The organism is Halomonas sp. HG01 (assembly GCF_000968715.2).
In the GTDB taxonomy this organism is placed as follows: Bacteria; Pseudomonadota; Gammaproteobacteria; order Pseudomonadales; family Halomonadaceae; genus Halomonas; species Halomonas halophila.
Map to the genome: position 1 here is coordinate 2,696,398 of NZ_CP022134.1, position 21,459 is coordinate 2,717,856.

General features: G+C 70.4%; 23 protein-coding genes. 14 read left to right on the forward strand and 9 right to left on the reverse strand.

From position 1 onward, the window contains the following. Positions 1–41 precede the first annotated feature (41 nt). Positions 42–620: a manganese efflux pump MntP gene (mntP, locus tag UN84_RS12825; RefSeq protein ID WP_046079084.1), complete on the forward strand. Its 579-nt coding sequence runs from the start codon at positions 42–44 to the stop codon at positions 618–620. A gap of 61 nt (positions 621–681) precedes the next feature. On the opposite strand, the gene UN84_RS12830 is transcribed toward mntP, so the two are convergent. After that, entirely contained in the window at positions 682–1,638 is a 957-nt protein-coding gene (locus UN84_RS12830) for a cation diffusion facilitator family transporter (RefSeq protein WP_035592902.1), read from the reverse strand. A gap of 130 nt (positions 1,639–1,768) precedes the next feature. Here UN84_RS12830 and UN84_RS12835 point away from each other — a divergent pair, with 130 nt between their 5' ends. After that, a complete protein-coding gene (locus UN84_RS12835; protein WP_035592901.1) occupies positions 1,769–2,296 on the forward strand; it encodes an HPP family protein in 528 nt (175 codons plus the stop codon). A gap of 139 nt (positions 2,297–2,435) precedes the next feature. Next, on the forward strand, positions 2,436–4,397 hold the full coding sequence (locus UN84_RS12840) for an alkaline phosphatase D family protein (protein WP_046079085.1): 1,962 nt from the start codon (positions 2,436–2,438) through the stop codon (positions 4,395–4,397). Between the two features lie 11 nt (positions 4,398–4,408). Here the strand turns inward: UN84_RS12840 and UN84_RS12845 are convergent, their stop codons facing one another. From UN84_RS12845 to UN84_RS12860, 4 genes are all read right to left on the reverse strand, one after another. Further along, positions 4,409–5,782, reverse strand: a complete 1,374-nt coding sequence (locus tag UN84_RS12845) for a PepSY-associated TM helix domain-containing protein (protein ID WP_046079086.1) — start codon at positions 5,780–5,782, stop codon at positions 4,409–4,411. A 94-nt stretch (positions 5,783–5,876) separates the two neighbouring features. Beyond that, positions 5,877–6,272 carry a DUF2946 domain-containing protein gene (locus tag UN84_RS12850; RefSeq protein WP_052719340.1) on the reverse strand — a complete coding sequence of 132 codons (396 nt, stop codon included), beginning with the start codon at positions 6,270–6,272 and terminating at the stop codon, positions 5,877–5,879. Between the two features lie 109 nt (positions 6,273–6,381). Continuing rightward, positions 6,382–6,870, reverse strand: a complete 489-nt coding sequence (locus UN84_RS12855) for a phosphatidylglycerophosphatase A family protein (RefSeq protein WP_046079087.1) — start codon at positions 6,868–6,870, stop codon at positions 6,382–6,384. A gap of 27 nt (positions 6,871–6,897) precedes the next feature. Further along, positions 6,898–7,338, reverse strand: a complete 441-nt coding sequence (locus UN84_RS12860) for a YtoQ family protein (RefSeq protein ID WP_046079088.1) — start codon at positions 7,336–7,338, stop codon at positions 6,898–6,900. A 185-nt stretch (positions 7,339–7,523) separates the two neighbouring features. Between UN84_RS12860 and UN84_RS12865 the strand changes: the two genes are divergently transcribed. The 11 genes from UN84_RS12865 to UN84_RS12915 all read left to right on the forward strand — a co-directional run bounded on the left by UN84_RS12865 (position 7,524) and on the right by UN84_RS12915 (position 16,224). Further along, complete coding sequence (locus UN84_RS12865; RefSeq protein WP_046079089.1) at positions 7,524–8,141, forward strand: gamma-glutamylcyclotransferase; 618 nt, start codon at positions 7,524–7,526, stop codon at positions 8,139–8,141. A gap of 93 nt (positions 8,142–8,234) precedes the next feature. Continuing rightward, positions 8,235–9,974 (forward strand): isocitrate/isopropylmalate family dehydrogenase, encoded by a 1,740-nt coding sequence (locus UN84_RS12870; RefSeq protein ID WP_046079090.1) that lies wholly within the window; start codon positions 8,235–8,237, stop codon positions 9,972–9,974. Positions 9,975–10,020: 46 nt separating this feature from the next. After that, positions 10,021–10,347 (forward strand): YnfA family protein, encoded by a 327-nt coding sequence (locus tag UN84_RS12875; RefSeq protein WP_107181671.1) that lies wholly within the window; start codon positions 10,021–10,023, stop codon positions 10,345–10,347. A gap of 276 nt (positions 10,348–10,623) precedes the next feature. Next, positions 10,624–10,881 (forward strand): hypothetical protein, encoded by a 258-nt coding sequence (locus tag UN84_RS12880; RefSeq protein ID WP_046079091.1) that lies wholly within the window; start codon positions 10,624–10,626, stop codon positions 10,879–10,881. A 281-nt stretch (positions 10,882–11,162) separates the two neighbouring features. After that, a complete protein-coding gene (gene sstT, locus UN84_RS12885; RefSeq protein WP_046079092.1) occupies positions 11,163–12,389 on the forward strand; it encodes a serine/threonine transporter SstT in 1,227 nt (408 codons plus the stop codon). 305 nt (positions 12,390–12,694) lie between these two features. Next, complete coding sequence (locus UN84_RS12890) at positions 12,695–13,222, forward strand: helix-turn-helix domain-containing protein (protein WP_046079093.1); 528 nt, start codon at positions 12,695–12,697, stop codon at positions 13,220–13,222. Then, the gene (locus tag UN84_RS12895) at positions 13,219–13,947 is read left to right on the forward strand and encodes an AzlC family ABC transporter permease (RefSeq protein WP_046079094.1); all 729 of its coding nucleotides are present in this window, start codon (positions 13,219–13,221) and stop codon (positions 13,945–13,947) included. The genes UN84_RS12890 and UN84_RS12895 overlap by 4 nt, the downstream gene beginning before the upstream one ends. Then, positions 13,940–14,284: an AzlD domain-containing protein gene (locus UN84_RS12900; RefSeq protein ID WP_046079095.1), complete on the forward strand. Its 345-nt coding sequence runs from the start codon at positions 13,940–13,942 to the stop codon at positions 14,282–14,284. Before UN84_RS12895 ends, UN84_RS12900 begins: the two co-directional genes overlap by 8 nt. Positions 14,285–14,389: 105 nt before the next feature. Next, a complete protein-coding gene (locus UN84_RS12905) occupies positions 14,390–14,932 on the forward strand; it encodes a sigma-70 family RNA polymerase sigma factor (protein WP_052719341.1) in 543 nt (180 codons plus the stop codon). Beyond that, the gene (locus UN84_RS12910; RefSeq protein WP_046079097.1) at positions 14,929–15,681 is read left to right on the forward strand and encodes an anti-sigma factor; all 753 of its coding nucleotides are present in this window, start codon (positions 14,929–14,931) and stop codon (positions 15,679–15,681) included. Before UN84_RS12905 ends, UN84_RS12910 begins: the two co-directional genes overlap by 4 nt. Positions 15,682–15,792: 111 nt before the next feature. After that, a complete protein-coding gene (locus UN84_RS12915) occupies positions 15,793–16,224 on the forward strand; it encodes a DUF7282 domain-containing protein (RefSeq protein ID WP_046079098.1) in 432 nt (143 codons plus the stop codon). 58 nt (positions 16,225–16,282) lie between these two features. On the opposite strand, the gene UN84_RS12920 is transcribed toward UN84_RS12915, so the two are convergent. From UN84_RS12920 to UN84_RS12935, 4 genes are read right to left on the reverse strand one after another with little or no spacing between them, the layout of a single operon-like run. Beyond that, positions 16,283–18,079, reverse strand: a complete 1,797-nt coding sequence (locus tag UN84_RS12920) for an ABC transporter permease subunit (protein WP_046080366.1) — start codon at positions 18,077–18,079, stop codon at positions 16,283–16,285. A gap of 10 nt (positions 18,080–18,089) precedes the next feature. Beyond that, positions 18,090–19,646: an ABC transporter substrate-binding protein gene (locus UN84_RS12925; RefSeq protein ID WP_237022323.1), complete on the reverse strand. Its 1,557-nt coding sequence runs from the start codon at positions 19,644–19,646 to the stop codon at positions 18,090–18,092. After that, on the reverse strand, positions 19,643–20,533 hold the full coding sequence (locus tag UN84_RS12930; RefSeq protein WP_046079099.1) for an ABC transporter ATP-binding protein: 891 nt from the start codon (positions 20,531–20,533) through the stop codon (positions 19,643–19,645). The genes UN84_RS12925 and UN84_RS12930 overlap by 4 nt, the downstream gene beginning before the upstream one ends. Before the next feature lie 4 nt (positions 20,534–20,537). Then, positions 20,538–21,386, reverse strand: a complete 849-nt coding sequence (locus UN84_RS12935) for an ATP-binding cassette domain-containing protein (RefSeq protein ID WP_237022324.1) — start codon at positions 21,384–21,386, stop codon at positions 20,538–20,540. Between the last annotated feature and the right edge of the window lie 73 nt (positions 21,387–21,459).

Genomic DNA, 21,459 nt, shown 5'->3' on the forward strand with positions numbered 1-21,459 from the left:
GTATCGTCGTGGTGAATCGCCCGGCCGGTATGATCGTTGCCATGACCCCGCTGTCCACCACCCTGCTGGCCTTCTCGATGTCCACCGACGCCTTCGCCGCCGCCATCGGCAAGGGTGCCGCCGTCGACCATCCGCGTTTCCGCGAAGCCCTGCGCACCGGCCTGATCTTCGGCGTGATCGAAGGCCTGACCCCGCTGATCGGCTGGGCCCTGGGCCAGAGCGCCCATGAGTACATCTCCCGCTGGGACCACTGGATCGTCTTCGTGCTGCTGTCCGTCCTCGGCGTGCGCATGATCCGCGCCGGCCTCGAGACCCCCGACCCCGACGAGGACGCCCCCGCCGCCAAGCCGGGGTGTCAGGCCTGGTGGCTGATCGCCGCCACCGCCGTGATCACCAGCCTCGACGCCCTCACCGTGGGGATCGGCCTGGCCTTCATGGACGTCAATATCCTGCTGACCGCCCTGGCGATCGGCGCCGCCACCACCCTGATGGCCACCCTGGGCGTGATGCTGGGTCGCCGCCTCGGCGTGATGATCGGCCAGCGCGCCGAAGTGCTCGGCGGGGTGATCCTGATCGGCATCGGCACCGCCATCCTCACCGAACACCTGGGACTGTGGTAAGGATCTGCGGCAGGGGATCTGTGGCAAGAGATCTGCGACAAGAGGACCGTGACGAGCCGCCTCAGTGGCGATGATCGTCAGCCGCCGCGGGGCCCGGGGCGTCGGCACAGCGGCCGCGAGACTCGAGCTGGATGGTCGCATGGGCCACGTCGAAGCGCTCGAGCAGCACCGCCTTGATCGCCACCAGGGTCGCCTCGCGGTCGGCCTCCTCCTCCACGGCGGCGTGCAGCGACAGCAGATGGCGCCCCGGCGTCATCGACCAGGCGTGGACGTGGTGCACGTCATGCACGCCGTCCAGCCGCTCGGGGAGCTCCTGCTCGATGCGCGCCACGTCCAGCGAGGCCGGCGCGCCCTCCAGCAGGATATGCCCGGACTCGCGAGTCAGCCGCCAGGCGCTGCGCAGGATCAGCGCCGCCACCAGCAACGACAGCAACGGGTCGATCGGTGTCCAGCCGGTGGCCAGGATCACCAGCGCGGCGACGACGGCCGCCACCGAGCCCAGCAGATCGCCCAGCACGTGCAACGCCGCCCCGCGGACGTTGAGGTTGTCGCGGTCGCCCAGGTGGAGGATGGCGAACACCGCCAGGTTGACCACGAATCCCAGCGCGGCGATGACCAGCATCGGGGTGCCGGCTACCTCGACCGGCGAGAGGAAGCGTCGCACCGCCTCGATGGCGATCCAGACCACGATGGCGATCAGCGTCAGGCCGTTGACGAAGGCGGCCAGGATCTGCACCCGGTCGTAGCCGTAGGTGCGGCGGTGATCCGCCGGGCGCCGGCTGAGCCGGGCGGCGAACCAGGCCAGGGCCAGCGCCGCGGTGTCGGTGAGCATATGACCGGCATCGGCCAGCAGCGCCAATGAGCCGGACAGGATACCGCCGGCCACCTCGGCGACCATGAAGCCGCCGGTGAGCGCCACCGCCCAGGCCAGGCGACGCTGGCTGTCGGCCCCGGCGTGATGATGGCCGTGCCCATGGGGGTGGGCATGCGAGTGAGCATGGTCGTGATGGTGAGCCATCGGGCCTATCTCCTGGTCGTCCTTGAATGCGCCCTTCCAGCATAACCCGAGGCCCGTCGCGCGGGCGCACCTTTACCTTTCTGGTGCATTTTGGCACCTTAATGCGCCCTTTTTGTGCACGACAACGACGATGAAGACCTACTTCAACAAGATGCGCGGAAGCCGCTATCGACGCGGCGACGTCGACTGGCGCGACGCCTGCTGGTCATGGCTCGGCGCTTTCGCCGGCATGAGCGCGGTGGCCTGGCTCAGCGAGCAGTGGCTGGACGTCCACCTACTGGTCGTCGGCTCCTTCGGCGCCACCTCGGTACTGATCTACGCCGCCCCGGCGAGCCCCTTCGCGCAACCCCGCAACGTGGTGCTGGGCAGCATGCTGTCGGCGGTGATCGGCGTGGCCTGTTTCCAGTGGCTGGGCGCCACGGCGATGGCCGTCGCCCTGGCGGTCTCGCTGTCGGTGCTGGCCATGCAGCTGACCGAAACCGTGCACCCCCCGGGCGCGGCCTCGGCGCTGATCGCGGTGATCGGCGGCCCCGAGGTCCATGCGCTGGGCTGGCTCTTCCCGCTGGTGCCGATCGGGCTCGGTTGCACGGTGATGCTGCTGGTCGCCATCCTGGTCAACAATCTGGCCCGCCACCGCCGCTATCCCCTGCACTGGTAGGCGTTGGCCAGGCGTCGGCGGGCGGCGACTCCCTTACGTGGCGCGTTGTCGGCTACCATGGGCTGACCCGAGCAGGGCCTGGCGTGTCGCTCATTCACGCCTCCCGACCTCATCAGCACCTTCAGGGAGCGCCTCGACAATGACGTCAGCCGATACCGCCCGCCCCGATACTGCCGCCTCCGCCGAGCTGCCGGACGTGCTCGCCGGCCCGATCCTGCGCCGCCTCGCCCCGGACCGCGTGCGGATCTGGCTGGTGGGCTCGAAGCCGCTGACGGGCAAGCTGCTGCTGCACCCGGAGGGCCATGGCCCGCGCCGGCTGGCGCTGAACGAGCGCCGGGTGCGGCGGCTGCCGCTGGGCCGCCACGCGGTGCTGCACCTGGTCGACGTAGCGCTGGAGACGCCGCTCCCCACCGGCGTGGCCATCGACTACGACCTGCGGCTGGCCGGCGACGGCGGCGAGGAGGCCGGCATCGCCGACTGGGCCCCGCACCTGCTGCACGAGGGCGCCCGACGCCCGCGCTTCGTGCTGGCCGGGAGCCACCAGCGCCTGCTGCACGGCTCCTGCCGCCGCCCCCACCACGACGGCCCCGATGCCCTGGTGCGCGCCGACGGCTGGCTGGCCGAGCGCCGCGACGACGCCGAGGCCTGGCCGGCCTGGCTGCTGATGACCGGCGATCAGATCTACGCCGACGACGTGGCCGGCCCCACCCTGGTGGCGATCCACGAGCTGATCCGCCGCCTGGGCCTGTTCGACGAGCCGCTCGAGGGCGCCACCGTGGCCGACAGCCAGGGCCTCTACGCCGCCGAGTCGACCTACTATCGCCGCGAGGAACTGCTGCCCGACGTGGAGAGCAACGCCAACCTGCGCGAGCGCGTCTTCGCCGGCGCCCGCAAGCCGGTGTTCACCTCGGCCCACGCCCGCAACCACCTGATGACCTTCGCCGAGGTCATGGCCATGTACCTGCTGGTATGGTCGCCGGTGCCCTGGCGGCTGGTGACGGTCTACAAGCCCGAACTCGGCGCGGACGACGCCGCGGCCTTCGACGACGAGGCCGCGATCCTCGAGCGCTTCGTCGCGGGCCTGCCCGCCGCCGCCCGACTGCTGGCCCATGTGCCGTCGCTGATGATCTTCGACGACCACGACGTCACCGACGACTGGAACCTGACCGCCGACTGGGAGGCCTGCGCCTACGGCCATCCCTTCTCGCGGCGCATCCTCGGCAACGCCCTGCTGGGCTACCTGCTGTGTCAGGGCTGGGGCAACGACCCGGAGCGGCTGGCCGATCCACTAGACGAGGCGGCGGCACTGCTGGACGCCGCCCAGGAAAGCGGCGGCTGGCTGCCCGCCGAGGCCCACGACGCCTGCCTGCACCGCCTGCAGCGCTTCGAGGGCTGGGAATTCCAGGTCCCGGGCACGCCGCGGCTGGTGGTGCTCGACACCCGCACCCGCCGCTGGCGCAGCGAGCGCAGCCCACGCCGGCCCTCGGGGCTGATGGACTGGGAGGCACTGTCGGACTTCCAGCAGCAGCTGCTCGACGCGCCCTCGGCGATCATCGTCTCGCCGGCGCCGATGTTCGGCGTCAAGCTGATCGAAGGCATCCAGAAGCTGTTCACCCTGGCCGGCAAGCCGCTGCTGGTGGACGCCGAGAACTGGATGGCCCACCGCGGCGCGGCCAGCGTGATGCTCAACATCTTCCGCCACTCGCGTACCCCGGGGCACTACGTCATCCTCTCCGGCGACGTGCACTACTCCTTCGCCTACGACATCCGCATCCGCCACCGACGCGGCGGCCCGCGGCTGTGGCAGATCACCTCCAGCGGGCTCAAGAACGCCTTCCCCGACACCCTGCTCGACGCCTTCGACCGCGCCAACCGCTGGCTCTACGCGCCGCGCTCGCCGCTCAACTGGTTCACCCAGCGCCGGCCGATGCACATCCGCCCCCGCGACCCCGACCGCGCCAAGGCCGGCGAACGGCTGTGGAACGGCGCCGGCATCGGCCTGGTGGAACTCGACGACCAGGGCCGCCCCAGCGACATTCGCCAGCTGGATGCCCGGGGATTCGACGTGCGCTTCCCGCCGCCTCCTGCCGAGAAGGGCTAGCCGGAAAAGGACTAGGCGGTGGCCGCGCGCCGTGCTGCCCCGCGGCGCCTGACCAGCGCATCCACCACGGCCATCACGATCATCGAGGCGCCGACCAGCGGGAAGATCGCCCCGCCGATGGCCAGCAGCGCCAGCACACCGCGCAGCCGGCGCGGGTCGGCTGGCGCCGGCGGCACGCCGAGCTTCCCGGCCGGGCGGCGCTTCCACCACATCGCCGCCGCGGAGACGCACAGCAGCACGATGCCGGCGCAGGCCAGGGCCAGGATCAGCTTGTTGGCCAGCCCGTACTGCTGGCCCATGTGCACGTTGATGCCCCACTCCAGGCCGCGCCCCAGCGGGCCGTAGTCGGCGTAGCGCATATCGAGCAGCGTCTCGCCGCGGTACTGGTCGAGGTGCACGACGCGCTGTCGGCTCAGGTCGTCCGGATAGGCGGAACCGGTGTAGACGCCCGCAGGCCCGCTCGGCAGGTTGACCGCATAACCCGGCGCCAGCCCCATGTCATCGAAGATCGCCACCGCCCGGTCGAGGCCGATGGGCGCCGCCGCGCCGGCATCCGTCATGGCCTCGGAAGTCGGCAGCCGGGCCTGCTCCAGCGACCAGGTGGTGGTCTCGCGCTCGGCCAGGCGTTCGTCGGACATCGGCACGTTGACCCGCACGCCGTCCGGGTAGCCGAAGTTGTGGCCGTTGGCCAGTTCGTTGACCTTGCTGCCCCACACCGTCGACCAGGGCATGCCGGTCACGGCCAGGAACAGGATGAAGCCACCGACGAAGAGCCCGGTCACCGCGTGCAGGTCGCGCCAGAACACCCGCTTGCCGGGCCGGGCGCGCACCGACACCACGCCGCCGCGCCGGCCCCGCGGCCACCACAGATAGATGCCGGTCAGCACCAGCAGGATGGTCCAGCCGCCGACGATCTCGATCAGCATGCTGGCCCCACTGCCGAACAGGCTGAGGCTGTGCAGGTGGCGGACCCACCACATCACGGTGCCGCGGTAGGGCATCTGGCCGGTCACCTCGCCGTCATGGGGATCGACGAACACCGCCACCCGGCTGCCGTCCGGGCGGGTCACGTCGACCTCGGCGGCCCGGGTCTCGCTGGCCGGCGGCACGTAGCGGAACGCCTCGCCGTCGACCGCGGCCAGTGCCGCGTCGCGCTGGGCGCTGGGGGCGACCGTGGCCGTCTGGCGGGCCTCGACCGTCATCAGGTCGGCGTGCCACCAGCGATCGATGTCGTCGTGGAAGAGATAAAGGGCACCGGTGATCGCCAGGGAGATCAGAAACGGGAGGACGATCAGGCCGGCATAGAAGTGCCAGCGCCAGACGGCGCGATAGAGGTCCTGCGCCCTGTGGCGCATGGCAGGACGGCTTGCGGAAGGGTGGCTCATGGAAGTCTCGCTCGAAGAGTCATGACGACGCACGCCCTCGCCGCGCGTCCTGTCGACGTCGGCGAACGAAGGCGATGCGATTCACATCGGGGGATCACGAGCGATATCGGGGTGGCGCACGGGTCGGCGCCTGAGGAAAGACCGCGGGCCCGCCATGGGCCGCGCGGGTCGCCACCACCGGGGCGGTGATGGCATGGGAGGGCAAGGGAACGACGCCCGGAAGCAGCGCCGATAGCACCGGCATCCGCTGGAACAGCGAGCAGTAGCCGCAGGCCTCGTGCCGATGCGGCTCCGCCTCGTCCGCCACCGACGGCGCGACCTGGCCCATCGCCTCGTGATGCGCCATGCCGTGATGACCTGAACCATGCTGGACCCGCTCCGCGGCGCTGAACTGGCCGATCAGCGGCCCGGCCACCACCAGCCACATCGCCAGCAGCGCGAGGCGCGCGACCGATCGGCGATAGCGGCGAGTGACGAGCGTTCGGATCATGGGCGGGCCCGGCCGGAACAAAGGCCCTCATGATAGCCCGGATGGCCGGGGACGACAGCCACCGCGACAGGGTGCCGCGGCCGTTCTGTCGTGACACATGCGATACCGCTCATCGCCCGGCCTCGTCGCGCCCGCGCCGCCACCGCGCAGCGACGGGGGACACGAGCCCCATCAGCGCCCAGGCGTAGAACGCCGCCACCAGGTCATCGAGCACGATGCCGATTCCCCCGGGCATCGCCTCCACCTGGCTCACCGGCGGCGGCTTGGTGGCATCGAACAGTCGGAAGGCCACGAAGGTACCTGCCAGGGTCAGCGGATGGCGAGGCGCGGCCTGCCCGAGCATCGCCACCGGGAAGGCGACGATCTCGTCGAGCACGATACGCCCGTCGTCCTTGCCGCCCAGGGTGTCGGAGGCCAGCTGGCACAGCGGCATCGCCGCCACCAGCAGCGCGGCAGCCAGCCCCAGCCGCCAGCGACGCGAGCGGCCCAGCAGCCACCAGGCCAGCGGCAGCGCCAGCAGCGAGCCGACGGTGCCCGAGGCCCAGGGCGACAGGCCGAGACCGAAGCCGGTGGCCGGCCACATCCATAGCGCTTCCATCGCTCCTCCTCGGTGGCGGCCGCGGAATCAGCCGCGCAGCACGTAGCGCAGGATCTCCACCACCTCGGCCGGGGTGCTCGCCCAGGCCATGGCGGCGGCGTCGACTTCCTTAAGCGGGTGAACGATATCATCGCCGTGCAGGGTCACGTAGGGCTTGCCCAGGGCGGCGCAGTAGCCGGCGTCGAAGGCCGCGTTCCACTGCTTGTACTTGTCGCCGAAGCGCACCACCACCAGATCGCTCTGCTCGATCAGCGTCTTGGTGCGGATGGCGTTGACCTTGGACGACTTGTGGTCGCGCCAGAAGCCCTCGCTCTGCGGGCCGAGGTGATCGCCGGCGGCATCGCTGGCGTCGTGGTCGGTGACCGGCGCGGTGAAGGCCACATCCAGGCCCGCGGCCTCGGCGCCGCGGCGGATCTCCTCGCGCCAGTCGGTGTGGATCTCGCCGGACAGGTAAACGGTGAAGCTCATGATGTCAGTTCTCCTCATGGGCCGGCTCACGGCCGGTCTTGTCGGTCGGATCGTCAATCCTACGTCATCGCGCTTTGTGCACAAGGTTACGGTGAAATGAATACATGTCGAGGGCTTCGACAAGCCGCGCCTCGCCGCGCATCATGGGACGCCCACGACGGCAACGAAGGACGAGACAGTCCCCCATGGCGCTCGACACCACCGCACTCAACCGGCGCATGACCCACTTCGACGACCACGACGACCTGTGGCTGTTCGGCTACGGCTCGCTGATCTGGAAGGCCGACTTCCCCTACCTGGAGCGCCGGCCGGCGCGCATCCATGGCTGGGTGCGTCGCTTCTGGCAGGGCTCCCACGACCATCGCGGCACGCCCGAGGCCCCGGGTCGAGTGGCGACCCTGATCGCCGAGGAAGGTGCCACCTGTCTGGGGATGGCCTACCGCATCACGCCGGAGACCCTGCGCCCGCTCGACGTGCGCGAGAAGAACGGCTACCTGCGCGAGCTCACCCCGCTACACTTCGAGGACGGCACCACCGCCATGGGGCTGACCTACCTGGCCACCGCCGACAACGCCGCCTTCCTGGGCGCGGCGCCGCTCGACGACATGGCCCGCCAGATCGCCGGGGCCGAGGGCCCGAGCGGCCCCAATCGCGACTACCTGCTGCACCTGGAGACGGCACTGGCCGAGCTCGGCGTGACCGAGACCCACGTCAGCGAGCTGGCCCGGCGGGTCCGACTGGCAGGCGAGCCCGATCGCTGCGACACCGGCCGTCCCGAGGACGACACTTTGCGTGTACAATGACACCCTGATCGCACGGCAGCCATCGTCCTTCCGGCCAACTCGCCCGGGGACGCCAGGCTGGTGGACTCCACGAGCACGAACACGGGAAGAGTGATGAGCGACAAGATCCAGGTGGCGGCCCCGCTGGTCATCCTGCACGGCGACGAGATGGCCCAGGTGGCCTTCGAGAAGATCATCGATACCTTCGTGACCCGACCGCTGGACATCGAGCTGGTCGAGATCGACCTGACCGCCGAGAACCGGCTGGTCACCAACGGCCAGGCGGTTCTTGACGCCATCGATGCGCTCAACCGCCACCAGGTCGGGATCAAGAACGCCGGCATGACGGTCAATCGCGAGCAGCGCGACGCCCTGCTCGCCCAGCATCCCGAGCTCGACGCCGCCACCCTGCACCCGCTGGCCACCAAGTCGCCCAACGGCGCCATCCGCAAGGGCATCGGCGGCAACATCACCCGCGAGGACATCGAGTTTCGCAACCTCAAGGTCGAGCGCCCGGCCTGGGTCGGCCGCGACATCGAGGTCGAGACCATGGAACACGGCGGCATCAAGGACAGCTACAATGCCCTGTCCGGCGCCACCGGTGTGGTCAAGCTGCTGTTCGTGGGCGAAAGCGGCGACCCGGTCGAACTGCACCGCCGCGAGGTTCACAAGGGCGACCCCTGGCTGCTGGCCACCAACGACCTCGAGGACGTCAAGGCCTGGGCCCACCGTTTCTTCCGGCGCGCCCTCGACGAGAAGCGCGACATCTACCTGGGCCTCAAGGACACCGTGATCGCCGGCTACGACGGCGTGATGCGCGCCGCCATCGAGGCGATCTACCGCGAACACTACCAGGCCGAGGCCGAATCGCTGGGGCTCGCCTACCACTACGAGCTGATCGACGCCCAGGCCGCGCGCCTGGTCGCCAACCCGCCCGAACGCGCGCTGTGGGGCGTGCCGGACAACAACACTGGCCGCAAGCTCTACAAGCTGGTCGAGCAGCTCAAGCGACACGGCATTCCCGACCGCAAGGCCCAGGTGTCGATCTCGCGCATGAGCGCCGGTGGCGGCGACCAATACGGCAGCTTCAACCTGCCCGCCGAGGAGGACGGCATCCTCAAGGTGGTGGTCGACGGCGAGGAGAAGCACGCCCGCCGCGTCAACAAGGGCGACCCCATCCTGCTGATGTCCAACGACCGCGAGGCGATCAAGGACTGGGTGCTGCAGGTGTTCCGCGACGCCTCGCGCAAGGACAAGGAGGTCTACTTCGGCCTCAAGCGCGAGTACATGGACTACGACGAGGTGTTCAGCGACGTCATCACCGAGGCTCGCCGCGAGCTGGCCCACAATGACACCCCGCCGCCGTCGTTCATGATCATGCGGCCCTCCAGCCAGCTGATCAAGATGATCACCGACCCGCCCCGCAACGCCCTCTACCCGGCGCAGAACCTGGACGGCGACATCTTCTCCGACATCTCCGCCGCCCTCGGTGGCAGCCTGGCCACCGCCAGCTCCATCATCGAGAGCAAGAACGGCACCATGCTGTTCGAGGCGCCCCACGGCACCGCCCACGACCTCTACCTGAAATACCTGGAGAGCGACGGCCAGGAGGCGCACTTCAACTCCTCCGCGCTGATCTATGCCGTGGGCAACGCCCTGGAGACCCTGGCCGAGCGCGAGGGCAACGCGGCGCTCACCGACTACGCCACGCGCCTCAAGGCGGCACTGATCGACACCATCGGCGACGGCATCGTCACCGGCGACCTCAAGGGCAAGACCACCGAGCCGGACAAGGAAACCGTGGTCGATATGCACGGCTTCCTCGACGCCGTGGAGACGCGCCTGACCGCGTGATCGCCCCTTCCTCCCTCATGCTGCACTTACCTGCCCCGGCGGCGTCATGCTGACGCTGCCGATCTACGTGGCGGCCGCCCTGGCCGAGATCGCCGGCTGCTTCAGCGTCTGGGCCTGGTGGCGCCAGGGCGCCTCGGCGCTGTGGCTGCTGCCGGGTCTGGCCAGCCTGGTCCTGTTCGCCTGGCTGCTCAGCCTGAGCGACGCCGACTACGCCGGGCGGGCCTATGCCGCCTACGGTGGCGTCTATATCGTCGCCTCGCTCGCCTGGCTGTGGGCGGTGGAGCATCGCCTGCCCGATCGCTGGGACCTGCTCGGCGCCGCGCTGTGCCTGGCCGGCGCCGGCATCATCCTGCTGGCCCCGCGGGGCGGCTGAGCCGTTACGACGCACCTGACATCCTCGGCGCGACAGCCACCGATAATTGACTTAAAATCCGTCTGTTCACACCGCCCCCGATGAGCCGCCGCTCGATCCGAGACCGGCCCCGGGAGGAGCGCGACACGACCCTGCGTCCTGCGACACCGTGAGCTTTTTCCTACGCGACGCTGCGACATCACGAACGGCCAACACCGCCCCAGGCCTGCATTCGCCGCCGTGGAAAGTGCGTAACGTCATGACCATGACGGACAGCGCCAAGGGAAGTCACGCCGCATGAACGATCCGATCTTCACCACCGCGAATACACTCATGGATGCACCGCCACACAGCAAGATCCTCTACTCTCCCGGCCCCCACGACACCCGCATCCTGCTGTGCGAGTGCAGTAACCAGGAAGTGATACGTGGCGAAGCGGCCTGGAAACGGTTCCAGCCGGATTTCGAGCAGGGCACTTGCCACTGCCTCGACTGCGAGGCCACGTCCCCCCTGAGCTACCACGACAATCCCCGCCGGCATTTTCGGACGCCCTGAGTCCCGCTCACTCACCGGCAAGCCCAGTCCATCTCTCTGCCAATTTCTGCCATTTCATCCTTTCTTGCTGACCTCAAGAGAAACCAAGGTCGTAACCCCCATCGCTTCGCCGCGATGGTAGAATGCGCGCGCTTGCCCGGAGACCCCGGGCAGGGCGTCGCCAGGCCCTCCCATCCAGCGCCTCGACCGCCGCCATATCCCCGCGGCGCGATCTCCATGGTGTGACGGCGAGCCGGACGCACGACACGTTCATGCACCCCGTGATTCCACAAGAGACACCCATGATCGCTACCCTCAACACCCTGGGCCGCCCGCTGCTGCGGCTGGGGCTGATCCCCCAGATCGCGCTGGGCATCGTCGCCGGCGTCCTGTTCGCCACCCTCGCCCCCGATGCCGCCCAATCGGCCGCCCTGCTCGGCCAGGTCTTCGTCTCCGCGCTGAAGGCGGTGGCGCCGGTGCTGGTCTTCGTGCTGGTGGCGGCGGCGATCGCCAACCACCGCCAGGGCCAGCCCACCCACATCCGCTCGGTGCTGGTGCTCTATCTCGTCGGCACCCTGGTGGCGGCGCTGGTGGCCGTGGCGGCGAGCTTCGCCTTCCCCACCAGCCTGGAGCTGAGCACACCGGCGGCCAGCGGCACGCCCCCCGGCAGCGTCAGCGAGATCCTGCGCAACCTGTTGCTCAACGCCGTGGCCAATCCTGTCGAGGCGCTGATGGAGGCCAACTTCATCGCCATCCTGGCCTGGGCCGTGGGCCTCGGGCTGCTGCTGCGCCGCGCCGCCGACACCACCCGCACGGCGCTCAAGGACCTGTCCGACGCCGTCTCCGGCATCGTCCAGCTGGTGATCCGCTTCGCCCCGCTGGGCATCTTCGGCCTGGTCGCCAACACCCTGGCCGAGTCCGGCCTCGACGCCCTGCTCGACTACGGCCGCCTGCTGCTGGTGATCGTCGGCTGCATGGCGTTCGTGGCGCTGGTCACCAACCCGCTGATCGTGTTCCTGAAGACCGGCCGCAACCCCTACCCGCTGGTGTTCACCTGCCTGCGCGGCAGCGCCATCACCGCCTTCTTCACTCGCAGCTCGGCGGCCAACATTCCGGTCAACCTGGAGCTGTGCAAGCGCCTGAAGCTGCACGCCGACACCTACTCGATCTCGATCCCGCTGGGCGCGACGATCAACATGTGCGGCGCCGCCATCACCATCACCGTGATCACCCTGGCCGCCGCCAACACCCTGGGCATCCAGGTCGACTTCGTCACCGCCCTGCTGCTGTGCATCGTCTCGGCGCTGGCCGCCTGCGGCGTGTCCGGCGTGGCCGGCGGCTCGCTGCTGCTGATCCCGATGGCCGCCAGCCTGTTCGGCATCTCCGCCGACGTGGCCATGCAGGTGGTGGCGATCGGCTTCGTGATCAGCGTGGTACAGGACTCCACCGAGACCGCGCTGAACTCTTCCACCGATGTGCTGTTCACCGCCGCGGCCTGCCGCGCCGACGGCAGGACCGACGAGGCCTGAATCTCGTCTGCCCGGCCGCTGCGGCGGCCGGGTTCCTTTTTTCTTTATCCCCTTTCCTCTTCCCCTCTTCCCCTCTTCCCCTTCTTCTCCTCCACTCACCGCAGCGTCTCTCGACGTCGTCTACTCACCTTCGCTTCCTAGCGTCACCGTGGGCCCTCACGGCGTTCCCGGCCTCTTTCCTCGCGTCTCTCCCCCCGGCTCAAGTGGCCGCCTTGAACAGTCGCTATTGACAGTCACCCGTTCCTTTTATAGAACGTTCTTTTTATCGAACGATTCGTGGACGCTACCTCACGCCGGGAGACCCCATGGACCACCTCGCCCTCGGCACCCTGGGCCAGCACCTTCAGCGCCTGCGCCAGGAGCGTGGACTGTCGCTGTCGCAGCTGGCCGCCGCCGCCGGCATCGCCAAGTCGAACCTGTCGCGCCTCGAGCAGGGCAACGGAAACCCCACGCTGGACACCATCTGGCGCCTGGCGGTGCAGCTGAACGTGCCCTTCGGCACCCTGGTGGCGCCGATCACCGTGCCCCTCGGCGAGGACGGCGTGCAGGTGCGGCTGATCGACCAGGGTCAGGGGAGCCGCCAGGTCGACGCCTACTGGATGCGCTGCGCGCCCCATACCGATCGCCATGCCGAGGGTCACACACCGGGCGCCACGGAATCGCTCACCGTGCTGAGTGGCGAGCTCGACGCCGGCCCCGAGGACGACCTGCGCACGCTGCACGCCGGCGACACTCTCGCCTTCAGCGCCGACCGCCCCCATCGCTATCGCACCGGCGAGCAGTGGGCGACGCTGATCCTGACCATCGTCTACGCCGAGAGGAAGACGTCATGATCGATCAAGCGACCTCGGCGCCCTCACGCGCCTGTCTGTCCGGCGTGCGCGAGGCCTTTCCGCTGCTCGGCGGCTATGTGCCGGTGGCGATCTCCTTCGGGCTGATCGCCGTGCAGGCGGGCTTCACGCCCTGGGAGGCGACGCTGATCTCGACGCTGGTCTATGCCGGCGCCTCGCAGTTCCTGTTCGTCGGCATGATCGCCGGGGGCGCGCCGCTGTGGTTGGCGGTGGTCATGACGCTGCTGATCAACGTGCGGCACGCGGTCTACGGCCCCAACCTGGCCCCCTGGATGGACCGCAGCCGCTGGTGGCCCGTGCTGATGCACGGCCTGACCGATCAGGTCTTCGCCCTGGCCCAGCACCGCTTCCCGCAGCTGCCGGAATCGCAGCGCCTCGGCTGGTTCACCGGCGCCGCGCTGCTGGCCTGGGCCAGCTGGATCCTCGGCACCGTGCTCGGCGCCCTGGCCGGCGACTGGCTGATGGCCCGCTGGCCGCTGCTGGGCGAGATCCTGCCCTTCGCCCTGCCGGCGCTGTTCCTGGTGCTGGTGGCGCCGCGCTTCACCTCGAAGCGCTGGAGCCTGGCGCTGGCCATCAGCATCGGCGTGGCGATGCTCTGCAGCCTGGTCGGCTACACCAACATCGGTATTCCCGTCGCCGCCGGCTGCGGCGCCCTGTGCTTCACCCTGGTCCGCTTCACGCCGCACAAGGAGGCGCCCCATGAGTAGCGCCCTCTGGCTGGCCCTGCTGGCCTCGGCCCTCGGCACCCTGCTGATTCGCCTGCTGCCGCTGCTGTGGATGCAGCGCCGCCTTCGTCGCCTCGGCGGCGAGGACGGCGTCGAGGCCATGCCCCAGTGGCTCGCGCTGCTCGGCCCGATGATGGTCGCCGCCGTGCTCGGCGTGTCGCTGGTCCCCGCCGTTCCCGGCCCGCTCGCCTGGCTGGCTACCGCGACCGGCGTGCTGGCGACCCTGGGCGTGTGGTATCGGCTGCGCTCGCTGGGCTGGCCGGTGGTCGCCGGCGTCACCGCCTACGGCCTGGTAGAAGTCCTGGCCACCCTCGCCTGACGCCCGGGCGCAGCGTGGAAAGGCGCCATCTTGACCGCCACGACGTCGAGGCGGCAGTCTGCCTTGGCAAGACGCCCCTCGCCGACATCAAACAGGGAATGTGGAATGTCCAGTGATCGCCTGCACGACCTGCTACAGCGCGTGACGCAGCGCGACCGACAGGCCTTCGCCGAACTCTATGACGCCACCTCGGCGAAACTCTACGGCACCGTGCTGCGTATCCTGAAAGAGCGCGGCCGCACGGACGACGTCATGCAGGAGGTCTACGTCACCATCTGGCAGAAGGCCGAGCAGTTCGACGCCGGCCGGGCCTCGGCGATCGCCTGGATGGCGAGCATCGCCCGGCACGCCGCCATCGACGAGCTGCGCCGACGGCCCCGGGCGCCCCATGAGTCGGACGACGCCCTGGATCAGACGCCCTCCGACGCCCCCGGCGCCCGGGAGCACGCGGAGCGCGACGAGAATGCCCGCCGCCTGCATGCCTGCCTGGCCGAGCTGGAGGGCAGCCGCCGTGACATGGTGCGTCTGGCCTATCTGGATGGCTGGTCCCGGGCCGACCTGGCCGACCACTTCGAGCAGCCGGTGAACACCGTCAAGACCTGGCTCCATCGAGCCCTCAAGCAACTCAAGGGGTGTCTGGCGTCATGACAGACCGCGACGACATCGACATGCTGGCCGCCGAGTTCGTGCTCGGCACCCTGGACGCCGAAGAGCGCGCCAAGGTGGCGAGGCGCCGCCAGGCCGAGCCCGAGCTGGACGCCCGCATCCTCGAGTGGGAGGCCCGCCTCGCGCCCCTCGGCGACGAGATCGCCGCGGTGTCACCGGGGCCGGACCTGCTGGCGAGGATCGAGCGGCGCATCGAGGCGCTGGAAGCCATCCCGGGCACCGGCGTGCATGAGGGCAAGGTCTCCCAGCTCGATGTCCTGCGCCGCCGGCTGCGCATCTGGCGCTGGAGCACCGGGCTCGCCTCCGCTGCGGCGCTGGTGCTGGCCGCGGTGCTGATCGCGCCCCTCGACCGGGGGCCGAGCGACTCGCCCTTCGTGGCGGTGTTCCAGCAGGACGACCAGCAACCCGCCTTCATGCTCTCCGTGGACCTCGACAGCCGCCGCCTGAACGTGCGGCCGGTCACGGCCGAGCCGCTGCCGGACCGCGCCTATCAGCTGTGGATCAAGGACGCCTCGCTGGGGCCGAACCCGCGCTCGGTGGGCGTGCTCAACGACGACCTGAGCCTGCCGACCGATGCCCTGAGCGACTTCTCTCCCGATCTGCTCAAGCGCGCCACCTTCGGCATCAGCATCGAGCCGCCCGGCGGCTCGCCCACCGGCCAGCCGACCGGCCCGGCGATCCACGGCTATCTCTACCCCACCGGTCGGGACGCCTCGTCGCAGCGGCTGTGATTTTTTTCGTGCCGGGGTGAAACCGCCGTCGCGCTTCTCTCGTAACTTCGAGCACGCCCATCCCAATCCCTTTGCTTCGATGGGGCGTGCTCGGAACTCAAGGAGAGAATGATGATGACCAAGTTCATGGCAAGCGCATTCGTATCCGCCGCTCTGCTCACCGGCGCTTCCCTGGCCCAGGCAGAAATGCACGGCGACATGCATCCGGAAGTCTGGGCCGATGACCAGTCCGTCGCCGGCGGCACGGTCACCGCGGAAAAGGTCATGGCGGGCAGCAACGGCTGGCTGGTGGTGCACCGCACCGATGACAGCATGGCACCGGGCCCCGTGGTCGGTCACGCCCCGCTCAAGGAAGGCGAGAACATGGACGTCACCGCGATCCTCACCGAGGATGTCAGCGCCGGCGACCAGCTGATGCTGATGGTCCACGGCGAGGAAGGCGGCATGGAGACCGGCATCTTCGAATACACCCTCGGCGCCTCGGAAGACGGCCCGATCAAGATCGACGGCAACCTGGTGACGGCCACCATCACCGCACAGTAAGCCGCTCGAAAAGACCGCCGGAAAACGGCGAAGGGGCCCCGAGGGGCCCCTTTTTTCGTCAGTGTGGCCGCGGCGCCTGGCCCGCTCCGCCGGCCTCGCGCCCGCGCCACAGGCCGGAGAGCGAGACCGCCAGGATCGACATCAGCACCAGCGCCAGCGATGGCACCAGCACCGCCCAAGGTGCGCGCTCCAGGTAGGGCATGCTGTCGGCGAGCAACAGCCCCCATTCCGGCGCCGGCGGACGCGGGCCGAGCCCCAGGAAGCCGAGGGCGGCCAGCGCCAGCGCGGTACCCGGCAGGCGCAGCATGGCGTGGCGGAACACCGGCCCGACCAGCGCGGGCAGCACGTAGCGCGACAGCAGCCGCCAGCGCCCGACGCCGAGCACCGGGGTAACGCGGACGTGGGGCTGGGCCAGGGTCTCGCTGACCAGCGCCGAGGTATGCGCGGCCAGCGGCGCCCAGCTCACGGCCGTCACCGCGATCACCGCGCCGGCGGCGCTCGGCCCCATCAGGCCGGCCACGATAAGCCCGGCGATCACCGGCGGCGTGGCGTTGGTGACCTCGATGGGCCCGGCCGCCAGCCGCGGCATCAGCCCGATCGCGAGCCCCAGCACGAAGGTGACCAGCACCGTGGCCAGCGCCATGCCCATGGTCGAGAGCGCGCCGTGGCTGACTCGGGCGAGGATGTCGCGGCCGATGCCGTCGGCTCCCAGCGGCAGCCCCGGACCCGGCGGCTGCAGGCGCAGGTAGGCCGAGGTCATCGGGTCGCGCGACAGCCCCGCCAGCACGATCACCAGCAGCAGAGCGCCCGCCACCGCCGGCACGAGCCAGCGCCAGCGGCCGGCACCGACGACCGGGGCCGCCATCGGCACCGCGCCGGCGCGCATCGCCCGGCCCAGCAGCAGCGAGCGGCCGAGGTTGGCGAGCCCGCCCAGCACCACCGCGATGGCCAGCAGGATCAGGATGCCTGTCTGCAGCGCCGGCAGGTCCTGGGCGGAGGCCGCGCCCAGCGTGGCCCGACCGAGGCCGGGAATCGAGAACACCTGCTCGACGGCGATCGCCCCGCCGGTCAGGCCCACCACCACCAGCCCGACCTGGGGCATCAGGCTCGGCAGGGTGCGCTTGAGCGCGGCCAGCGCCAGGCGCCACCGCGGAAAGCCCGCCATGTGCCAGGTCGCGACCCAGCGCTCGGCGAAGGCCGAGGTCAGTCCATCACTGAACAGCCGCCCCAGCAGGCCGCCGGCCGGCAGCCCCAGCGACAGCGCCGGCAGCACCAGGTGGCGCCACTCGCCCCAGCCATACGGCGGCAGCCAGCGCAGCCAGGCCGCGAACACCACCAGCAGCAGCGCCGCGAGCAGGAACTCCGGCAGCGCGGTGATGGCCGCGGCCATCGCTCCCGAAGTCGGCGCCGGACGACCGTCGAGGCCGCGACGCAGGGCCGGCAGGCAGATCAGCAGCGCGGTGGAAAGCGCCACGACCAGCGCCGCCGCCATCAGCGTCAGCGAGACGCCCGTCGCTTCGAGCAGGCCCGGCAGCACCGGGGTACCGGAGATCCAGGAGGTACCGGCGTCGCCGTGCAGCAGGCCGGTGAACCAGTGCTGCAACTTCTCGAGCGGCCCCATGGCCAGGCCCAGCTGTTCGCGGATGGCGGCGAGCGCTTCCGGGGTCGGGTTCTGATCGCCGGCCCGGGCGCGCAGGATGCTGAGCGCCGGGTCGCGCCCCGAGAGCCACGGCAGCAGGCCCACCAGCACCACCACGCCGCCGAGGGTGAGCAGCCGCGACAGGGTCGGCAGCAGCGCCCCCCACTCTATCGACAAACCCCGCGACAGGCCCCGCACCGAGCGCCGCGCCGGCATGCTCGCGACCTTACTCGGCGCCATCGTCGATGAACCGGGTGTGCTCGTTGATCAGCTCGCGCTCGCGCGGGTCGCGCACGGCGCCGGCGACGTGCGTGGCCTCGCCCTGGATGACGCGCTCGTGGAGCATCGGCACCGCGGCGTCGGTGGCGAGGATCGCCGCCTCGGCGTCGATGATCGCCTGACGGCGCTCCGGCCCCGGTTCCAGATCGGCGGCCTTCTCCAGCGCCGCGTCGACCTCGGCATCGCACAGCTGGGCGATGTTGAAGGAGCCCTCGCAGGCGAAGTCGCTGAACATGTAGGCCACCGGATCGCCGGAATCGAGCATGGTCGCCCGGGACAGGATGAAGGCATCGAACTCGCCGGCCAGCATGTCCGACTCGATGTGCGCGTACTGGCGCACCTCCTGCTGGACGTCGAAGCCCGCCGCCTCGAGCTGCTGCTCCAGCAGCACCGCGACCTCGGGCAGCTCGGCCCGGTCGGTGAAGGTGCCCAGCGTGATGGCGACACCGTTCGGGGCCGCGGCCTCGGGCCGCCCCTCCACCGGCGTGCGCAGGCCGTCGGCCCACTGCAGCGCCGGGCCCAGCAGGCCGTTGGCGATGTCGGCACGGCCCTCGTAGACGGTGCGCACGATGGCCTCGCGGTCGACCGCCTCGCGTGCCGCCGCGCGCAGTGCCGGCTCCGCCAGCGGCCCGGACGCGGTGTTGAGGTAGAGCGTGTTGGTGCGCGGCATCGGCACCTCGTGGATCAGCTCGGGATCGATCAGCGCGACCTGGGAGACCGGCACCGCCTCGACCACGTCGGCCTCGCCGGTGCGCAGCGCCGCGCCCCGGGCCGTGCCGTCCGGCACGTAATCGGCGTCGATGCCGGCAAGCTCGGCGCGCTCGCCCCAGTAATCGTCATAGCGGTCGAGCCGCGCGCTCTGGGTGCCGTTGATCTCCTCGAGCACGAAGGGCCCGGTGCCGGCCTCGATCGGATTGACGGTGCCGTTGTCGCGATAGGCCCGCTCAGCCAGGATCGCCAGCTGCGGGCTGGACAGCCGATTGGGCACCAGCGGGTCGGCCTCGGCGGTGCGCACGATCACCGCCTCGTCGCCGTCGGCCTCGATCGTCATGTCCACGCCGTCGAGGATGCGCGGCTTGGGCGCGGCGTTCGTGGCGGCGGTCAGCGAGGCCACCACGCGCTCGGCGGTCAGCGGCGTGCCGTCGTGGAAGGTCACGTCATCGCGGATCGTGAAGCGCCAGCTGTGTGGATCGAGCCGCTCCCACTCGGTGGCCAGGAAGGGCTCGGGGCTGCCGTCGTCATCGAGGCGGATCAGCGTCTCGGCGGTGCTCCAGCGCGACAGCTTGAAGGCGTCGTCGGTCAGCGGGTTCAGCCCCGAGCGCGGCGGCTGCAGCATGGCGACCTTGATGCGCCGATCGCCGGCATCGGCGGTCTCGACGGCGCTCTCACTGGCGCGCTCATCATTGGTCGATTCCTCCTGCTGGCAGCCGGCCAGCAGGGCCAGCGAGAGAAATGCGAACGGAAGCGGCAGGGCGTGGCGAAGGGTCAAGGGACGAAGGCTCAAGGGGCAAGCTCCTGGGAATGATGGGCCGGCGTGGCGGCGGAAAGAGAACTCGGAGGTAAAGAAGTGAGAGGAAGATCCTGGCCCGGCAGCATCGCCGCCGCTCGGATCAGCGCCGCCGTACGCTCGTGCGCCGGCGCGCGGAACAGCGCCTCGGTGGGGCGATCCTCGATGATCGCGCCATCGTCCAGCACCAGGGTGCGCTGGCACAGCCGGCAGACCACCGAGAGGTCATGAGAGATCAGCAGCAGGCCGATGCCGGCGTCGTGGTGCAACGTCTTCAGCACCCGGGTCACCTGGGCCTGGAGCGGCAGGTCGAGGCCGCTGAGTGGCTCATCGGCCAGCAGCAGCCGCGGGCGCACGGCCATGGCGCGGGCGATGGCCACCCGCTGGGCCTGGCCGCCGGAGAGCTCGGCCGGGCGGCGCATCAGATAACCGCCGTCCAGGCCGACCTGCTCGAGCGCCTCGCCCACCCGGGCCTCGTGCGGGCCCTCGATGCCCAGCCGCACCAGCGGCTCGCGGACCAGCTCGCCGACGCGCATGCGCGGGTCCAGCGAGGCCGCCGGATCCTGAGGGATGTATTGCACCGCGCGACGGTACCAGCGCAGCGAGCGCGCGGAGCCCGGGGCGATGCGCCGCCCCTGGCAGACGATCTCGCCGCCGTCGGCCCGGGTCAGGCCGAGCATCAGGTTCAGCAGCGTCGACTTGCCGGCGCCGGATACCCCGGCCAGGCCGATCAGCTCGCCGGGGTGCAGGCGAAAGTCGATGTCGCGCAGGGTGTGGCGCCACTGCCGCCCGCCCCACCAGCGGCGGGGGCCGGGCATTCGCTTGCTGACCCCGGAGATCCGCAGCAGCGAGCCGTCGTCGTTGAGTTCGGGCATCGTCGTCATAGGGTTATCCCACGGCCCGCAGCCGCGGCTCTTCCATCTGACGCTGGGGCTCGGCCGACGCCGGGAGGAACTCGCGGTTGCCCAGCGCCGCGACCAGCTCGCGGGAGAAGCGATGCTGCGGCGCGGCAATGATGTCGGCCAACGGCCCCTGCTCCACCAGCCGGCCGCCGTCGAGGACCAGTGCGCGTTCGCACAGCCGCGAGGCGGCGGCCATGTCGTGGGAGATGAACAGCAGCGCGGGGGTGTCGGCAGTGCCCGTGGTCTCGCGCAGCAGCGACAGCACCTCGGCCTGGGTCAGCACGTCGAGCGCCGTGGTGGGCTCGTCGGCGACGATCAGCGACGGCCGGCAGGCCAGCGCCAGCGCCAGACAGACCCGCTGGCGCTGCCCCCCGGAGAGTTCCGCCGGCGAGCGCCGCACGACCCGCTCGGGCTCGACGATCATCATCCGCCCCAGCAGCGCGACGACCGCTCGCTGCGCCTCACGGCGCGAGAGCCCGTGGAAGCGCAGGAAGGGCTCGCGCAGCTGAGCGCCCACGCTGACCAGCGGGTTGAGCGCGGCCTGGGTGTTCTGGAACACCATGCCGGCGCGGGCCTGCGAGGGCCGCCGGGTCGCGCGCAGCCCGCCGACCTCGAGGCCGTTGAGGCGGATGGTACCGTCGATGCGGGCCGCGGGCGGCGTCAGGCCGAGGATGGCCCCGGCGGTGAGCGACTTACCGGAGCCCGACGGGCCGATCAGGCAGACCCGCTCGCCCGCCTCGACGTCGAACGACAGGCCCTCCACCACCGGCCGCTGGCCGAGCCGGATGCGCAGGTCGTCCACCCTGAGGACGGGGTCGTATGCCGGTGATGTCACGTCATGCTCCTGTCTCGCCATTCGCGAAAGGCGGAAGGTTATAACATAACGTCTTTGGTGAAAACCATCAGCG

What these genes read in the sequence shown, in the direction of transcription:
- UN84_RS12865 (WP_046079089.1), top strand. Translation starts at nt 7,524, where the DNA reads ATGGCGCTCGACACCACCGCACTCAACCGGCGCATGACCCACTTCGAC.
- UN84_RS12910 (WP_046079097.1), top strand. Translation starts at nt 14,929, where the DNA reads ATGACAGACCGCGACGACATCGACATGCTGGCCGCCGAGTTCGTGCTC.
- UN84_RS12840 (WP_046079085.1), top strand. Translation starts at nt 2,436, where the DNA reads ATGACGTCAGCCGATACCGCCCGCCCCGATACTGCCGCCTCCGCCGAG.
- UN84_RS12830 (WP_035592902.1), bottom strand. Translation starts at nt 1,638, where the DNA reads ATGGCTCACCATCACGACCATGCTCACTCGCATGCCCACCCCCATGGG.
- sstT (WP_046079092.1), top strand. Translation starts at nt 11,163, where the DNA reads ATGATCGCTACCCTCAACACCCTGGGCCGCCCGCTGCTGCGGCTGGGG.
- mntP (WP_046079084.1), top strand. Translation starts at nt 42, where the DNA reads ATGACCCCGCTGTCCACCACCCTGCTGGCCTTCTCGATGTCCACCGAC.
- UN84_RS12900 (WP_046079095.1), top strand. Translation starts at nt 13,940, where the DNA reads ATGAGTAGCGCCCTCTGGCTGGCCCTGCTGGCCTCGGCCCTCGGCACC.
- UN84_RS12905 (WP_052719341.1), top strand. Translation starts at nt 14,390, where the DNA reads ATGTCCAGTGATCGCCTGCACGACCTGCTACAGCGCGTGACGCAGCGC.
- UN84_RS12920 (WP_046080366.1), bottom strand. Translation starts at nt 18,079, where the DNA reads ATGCCGGCGCGGCGCTCGGTGCGGGGCCTGTCGCGGGGTTTGTCGATA.
- UN84_RS12845 (WP_046079086.1), bottom strand. Translation starts at nt 5,782, where the DNA reads ATGAGCCACCCTTCCGCAAGCCGTCCTGCCATGCGCCACAGGGCGCAG.
- UN84_RS12915 (WP_046079098.1), top strand. Translation starts at nt 15,793, where the DNA reads ATGATGACCAAGTTCATGGCAAGCGCATTCGTATCCGCCGCTCTGCTC.
- UN84_RS12860 (WP_046079088.1), bottom strand. Translation starts at nt 7,338, where the DNA reads ATGAGCTTCACCGTTTACCTGTCCGGCGAGATCCACACCGACTGGCGC.
- UN84_RS12850 (WP_052719340.1), bottom strand. Translation starts at nt 6,272, where the DNA reads ATGATCCGAACGCTCGTCACTCGCCGCTATCGCCGATCGGTCGCGCGC.
- UN84_RS12880 (WP_046079091.1), top strand. Translation starts at nt 10,624, where the DNA reads ATGAACGATCCGATCTTCACCACCGCGAATACACTCATGGATGCACCG.
- UN84_RS12890 (WP_046079093.1), top strand. Translation starts at nt 12,695, where the DNA reads ATGGACCACCTCGCCCTCGGCACCCTGGGCCAGCACCTTCAGCGCCTG.
- UN84_RS12835 (WP_035592901.1), top strand. Translation starts at nt 1,769, where the DNA reads ATGAAGACCTACTTCAACAAGATGCGCGGAAGCCGCTATCGACGCGGC.
- UN84_RS12855 (WP_046079087.1), bottom strand. Translation starts at nt 6,870, where the DNA reads ATGGAAGCGCTATGGATGTGGCCGGCCACCGGCTTCGGTCTCGGCCTG.
- UN84_RS12930 (WP_046079099.1), bottom strand. Translation starts at nt 20,533, where the DNA reads ATGACGACGATGCCCGAACTCAACGACGACGGCTCGCTGCTGCGGATC.
- UN84_RS12870 (WP_046079090.1), top strand. Translation starts at nt 8,235, where the DNA reads ATGAGCGACAAGATCCAGGTGGCGGCCCCGCTGGTCATCCTGCACGGC.
- UN84_RS12875 (WP_107181671.1), top strand. Translation starts at nt 10,021, where the DNA reads ATGCTGACGCTGCCGATCTACGTGGCGGCCGCCCTGGCCGAGATCGCC.
- UN84_RS12895 (WP_046079094.1), top strand. Translation starts at nt 13,219, where the DNA reads ATGATCGATCAAGCGACCTCGGCGCCCTCACGCGCCTGTCTGTCCGGC.